Source organism: Streptomyces swartbergensis, from assembly GCF_002148965.1.
Lineage (GTDB): Bacteria > Actinomycetota > Actinomycetes > Streptomycetales > Streptomycetaceae > Streptomyces > Streptomyces swartbergensis.
On record NZ_NGFN01000483.1, the window covers coordinates 1 to 5,165 of the forward strand.

The 5,165-nt window shown below is 72.6% G+C and carries 4 protein-coding genes; 1 reads left to right on the forward strand and 3 read right to left on the reverse strand.

Translation table 11 applies throughout. The annotated features are described in order from the left end of the window. Nucleotides 1–1,586 (forward strand): RICIN domain-containing protein (locus CA983_RS40485; protein WP_244207307.1); only part of this gene is annotated, 1,586 nt, incomplete at its 5' end. Between the two features lie 58 nt (nucleotides 1,587–1,644). Here the strand turns inward: CA983_RS40485 and CA983_RS40490 are convergent. The 3 genes from CA983_RS40490 to CA983_RS40500 all read right to left on the reverse strand — a co-directional run. After that, a complete protein-coding gene (locus CA983_RS40490; protein ID WP_086605675.1) occupies nucleotides 1,645–2,814 on the reverse strand; it encodes a lactate 2-monooxygenase in 1,170 nt (389 codons plus the stop codon). Nucleotides 2,815–2,896: 82 nt separating this feature from the next. Continuing rightward, nucleotides 2,897–3,589, reverse strand: a complete 693-nt coding sequence (locus CA983_RS40495) for an alpha/beta fold hydrolase (protein ID WP_086605676.1) — start codon at nucleotides 3,587–3,589, stop codon at nucleotides 2,897–2,899. Continuing rightward, on the reverse strand, nucleotides 3,586–5,165 hold a 1,580-nt coding region (locus tag CA983_RS40500; protein ID WP_244207308.1), incomplete at its 5' end, for a purine-cytosine permease family protein. The genes CA983_RS40495 and CA983_RS40500, both read right to left, overlap by 4 nt.

Sequence of the window (5,165 nt, forward strand, 5' to 3'; positions counted from 1 at the left end):
ACGAATCTCTCGCCGCCCCGCTGAGAGGCAGCCCGGAGGGCGGGGTCGCCGCCCATTCCGTCGCTCTGCTGATGGCGCGGCACTGGCAGCCGGTGTACGAGTACGCGGTCATCTGTCTCGCCTCGTCGGCGCAGGTCGCCGAGATGGTCACGGGGACCGCCTTCCACCGGACCCTCAACCGCCTCGCCTTCGGAGAGTCGGCCGTCGCGCTGCGCCCGGCGCTTCTGGTGACCGTGCGCGACACGGTCCGGGAGTGGTCCGGCGACGATCGGATATCCGCCGTACTGCCGGCGCTGCAGAAACCGGCCGGAGGGCGCGGGCTGCGCGCGGCGACGTCCATGACGCCCGAAAATCGCGCCCTCGCGGAGCGGGCATTTCAGGCACTTCCCGCAGCCGCGCGCTGTTTGCTCTGGCACGTCGAGGTCGAGGCCGATCATTTAAGCGTCCCGGCCGGTCTGCTGGGCATGGATACCGACATCGCGTCGGCCGCACTCGAACAAGCGCGTGAGAAATTCCGCAAGGGTTGTGTACATGCCCATAGCGAACTGGCGCCGACCCAGGATTGCCGCTTCTACAACCGCCTCCTCGACGTCCCGATCCGCCGGGGCGGCGCACTGCTGCCCGACGTCCAGGAGCATCTGGCCCAGTGCCGCTACTGCCGGAACGCGGCCGAACAACTGAGCCATTTCGAGGGCGGGCTGGGCCCGTTGATCGCCGAAGCGGTGCTCGGCTGGGGCGCCCGCCGCTACCTCGACTCGCGCCCGGGCCGGTCCTCGCACGGCACGCGGGGCAAGCGTGCGGGCCGGCGCGGCGGAGGGCGGGGCGACGGGCGGCCCGAGGGCGGACGCCACCGCCTGCTGTCCCGGATCCCCCTGCGGGTCCGCCGGGTTCCGGGCGCGCGCATCCCGGGCGCGATGCGCTCCTCACGGGCGCTGCTCTCGGGCGTCGGCGCGGTGTCGGCCGGGGTGCTGGCGACCGTGCTCATCATCAACGCGTCGTCCTACGACGGCGGCCAGGCCGACCCGGCCGGCTCCAACAGCGCCGCCGGCGGCAACGGCGCCGAGTCCGTGACACCGCCCGACACGGCCGGACTTCCCACGGCATCGGGCGTGACGCGGCTGCGCAACGTCGGCGCCGGCCTGTGCCTCGACGTCCGGGACCTGCCGAAGGAGGGCTCGGGGACGAAGCTGGCGGAGTGCTCGACGGCGTGGACCCAGCAGTGGACGTACGAGAACGACGGGCTGCTGCGCAGCGTCGCCGATCCCGGCCTGTGCCTGGACTCGCACAAGGACGCCGGCGTCGTCGTGCTCGGCACCTGCGCCGAGGAGGACGCCGAGCGGGGCGAGGACGTGCGCTACGACCTCACCGTGCAAGGGGAGTTGCTGCCCCGCTGGGACGAGCAGCTCGCCCTCGCCGCCACCGACGACGACCCCGGCGCCGACGTCGTCGTCAAGGTCCGCGACCGCTCCGATGAGCAGCGCTGGCAGGCCGAGCCCGTGCCGACGACGGCGGGTTCCCTGTCGATCGAGGAGCAGGAGGGGCCGACGGCCTGGCAGGTGACCCTGCCCCACGGCCGCACGGCGTGACCACGGGCCCCCGGGCCCGCGCGGGGCTGCGCGGCGCACGCGTCGCGCAGCCCGCCTGTCAGGCCGGGTCCTCGACGAGGTCGGCCGGACCGATCGTGCCCGGCGTGGCATGGCCCGACAGGGCGAGGGTGAGGTCGAGTTCGGCCAGCAGACAGCGGATGACGTGTTCGACGCCCGCCCGGCCGTCGAGGCCGAGACCGTAGACGTACGGGCGGCCGACGAGGACGGCGCGGGCGCCGAGGGCGAGTGCCTTGAAGATGTCGTCGCCGGTGCGGATGCCGCTGTCGAAGAGGACGGTGAGCCGGTCGCCGACGGCCTCCACCACGCGGGGCAGCGCGTCGGCCGCCGCGACGGACCCGGCCACCTGGCGCCCGCCGTGGTTGGAGACGACGACACCGTCCATGCCCGCCTCGGCGGCCTGCCGGGCGTCGTCCGGGTGCAGAACACCCTTGAGGACGATCGGGCCGTCCCAGTTCTCCCGCAGGAACGCCAGGTCCGGCCAGCTCTTCGCCGGGTCGGCGAACATCCCCACGAAGTGCATCACGGCCGCGTTCGGATCCTCGTGCACCGGCTTGGCCAGACCCGCCTGGAAGGCCGGGTCCGAGAAGTAGTTGGCCGTGCCGACGCCGTGCAGGAACGGCAGATACGCCTGGTCGAGATCGCGCGGCCGCCACGCCAGCAGCGGCGTGTCCAGGGTGACCACGAGCACGCTGAACCCGGCCGCCTTCGCTCGGTTCAGGAAACTGCGGGCCACCTCGGGGTCCCGGGGCCAGTACAGCTGGAACCACCGCTCGGCGTCGCCCATCGCCTCGGCGATCTGCTCCATGGGCGTGCTCGACGCGGACGACAGGACGAAGGGCACGCCCTGCGCGGCGGCGGCCCGGGCCGCGGCGGACTCGGCGTCCGGGTGCATGATCGACAGCACCCCGACCGGGGCCAGGGCCAGCGGGGCCGGCAGGGCACGGCCCAGCACCTCCACCGACAGGTCCCGTTCGTGCACGTCCCGCAGCATGCGCGGCACGATCCGACGGCGCTCCAGGGCCGTCCGGTTGGCGCGGGCCGTGCTGCCGTTGCCCGCGCTGCCCGCCACATAGCCGACCGGACCGGGCCCGAGCCGCTGTTCGGTCAGCTCCTCCAGCCGGGTCAGATCGGTGGGCAGCCGCGGTACGGCACCCGTCATCCCGTTCAGATAGATCTCGTACTGGAAGTCCGCCCAGTGCTTGCCCACCGTACGCAACCGCCTCTCGTCGTCTCCTCGTCGAGACCGTGCCCGACGGCCGACGATACCGAGCGGTATGCGCGACGGCGGCTCAGGGGCGTCCCCCTGCCGCGTCCAGGAGGCGGGCGAGTGCGTGCGGCTGCGAGAACATCGGCCAGTGGCCGGTGTCCAGCTCCACGAGCTCCCAGCTGTCACTCTTGAGGAGCTCGGCCACCGCCGGCATCGGCTCGTCGCCGTCGAGGAGGCACTTCACATACGTCGCCGGGAGCTCGCCCAAGGGACCGGCGAGCACGGCCGGTTCGGTGAGAGTGGCACCCGGATGCGGGGACCCGTCGACGATCCGGGCGATCTGCTCGTCCGTCAGTCCCTGCCCCGCGTACTCCGGCGCGCCGAGCGGCGGCCAGAACCCGTCGTGCTGGGCGATCGCCTGCCGCACCGCGTCACTCGGCCAGCCCGACAGGAACGACTCCCCGTCCACCGGCACGTTCGCGTCGACGAACACCACGCGCCGCAGCCGCTCCCCGATCCGCTGGGCGGCCTGCCCGACCGGTATGCCCGCGTAGCTGTGCCCCACGAGGACGACGTCGCGCAGGCCGAGGCGCTCCACCTCGTCGACGATGTCCCGCACGTGCGTCTGCTGCCCGGCCGGTACACCCTGCTTCTCGGCGAGGCCCGAGAGCGTCAGCGGATGGACGTCATGCCCGGCGCCACGCAACTCCGCGGCCACCTCGTCCCACGCCCACGCCCCGAGCCACGTCCCTGCCACCAGTACGAAGTCAGTCATGCCGGCAACTTAGCCGAGGGGTCTGACAACGCCCCCTCGGCGCCGGGCCCGGTGATCGGCGGCACCGGCACGTCGGCCGTCCGGGCCAGCCGCGCGCCCTCGGGCCCGTACACTGCCCGGGGTTCGGGGAACAGCCGCAGCAGCGTCAGGAACAGCACCGCCGCCACCACCAGCGACACGGGCAGACCGATGTCCACGCCGTTCGCGAGGTCGCCGAGCGGCCCGACGAACTGCCCGGGCATGTTGGTGAAGAGCACGCCGGTCAGCGCCGAGACCCACCAGGCGGTCGTGCCCCGCCAGTTCCAGCCGTGCGCGAACCAGTAACGGCCGCCGCGCTGACGGCGGTTGAAGACCTGGAGCGCCTCCGGGTCGTACCAGCCGCGCCGCGTCCAGTAGCCCAGCATCATCACGACCATCCACGGCGTGGTGCAGGTGATGATCACCGTGGCGAAGGCCGAGATGGACCGCACGAGGTCCAGCCCGAACCGGCCGGCGAAGATGAACCCGATCGACAACGCGCCGACCAGCAACGTCGCCCGGACCCGCGACAGCCTCGGGAACACCGACGAGAAGTCGAGCCCGGTCCCGTAGAGCGCGGTCGTGCCCGTCGCCATGCCGCCGATCAGCGCGAGCAGGCACACCGGCAGGAAGAACCAGCCCGGCGAGATCGCGAGCAGCCCGCCCACGAAGTCGGGGGCCGCCGGATCGACGTACTGCGGCGCCTTGTCCGCGATGATGCTCGCGGTCGTCAGGCCGAACAGGAACGGCAGCAGTGTCGCGATCTGCGACAGGAACGCGGCCCCGATCACCTTCCCGCGCGGAGTGCTCGCCGGGATGTAGCGCGACCAGTCGCCGAGGAACGCCCCGAACGACACCGGGTTCGACAGCACGATCAGCGCCGCCCCGATGAACGACGGCCAGAACAGGGCCGTGGTCGCCGCGTCCGCCGAGTCGGTGAAGACGCCCGCGTACGAGGGGTCGAAGTCACCCGCGAACGCCACGGCGCCGAGCAGGAACAGCGCGCTCGCCGAGGTCACCGCGATCTTGTTGACGAACAGCATGAACCGGAAGCCGTAGACGCACACCGCGAGGACCAGCACCGCGAACAGCGCGTACGCGACGGCGTAGGACAGGTCGCCCCGGTCGAGGCCGAAGAGCCGGTGGGCGCCGCCGACCAGGGCGTCGCCGGAGCTCCACACCGAGAGGGAGAAGAACGCCACGGCCGTCAGCAGGGACAGGAACGAGCCGACCACGCGGCCGTGCACGCCCAGGTGCGCCGACGACGACACGGCGTTGTTGGTGCCGTTGACCGGGCCGAACACCGCCATCGGGCACAGGATCAGCGCGCCCGCGACGACCCCGAGGAGCGTGGCCGCGAGGCCCTGCCGGAAGGAGAGGCCGAACAGGATCGGGAAGGCACCGAGGACGCAGGTGGAGAAGGTGTTGGCGCCGCCGAAGGCGAGCCGGAACAGGTCCAGCGGGGTGGCGGTGCGCTCGGCGTCGGGGATGCGGTCGACACCGTGGGTCTCGACCTCCGTCAGGGACGGGGGAGACGCGGCGGGGGAGGGGAGGTCGG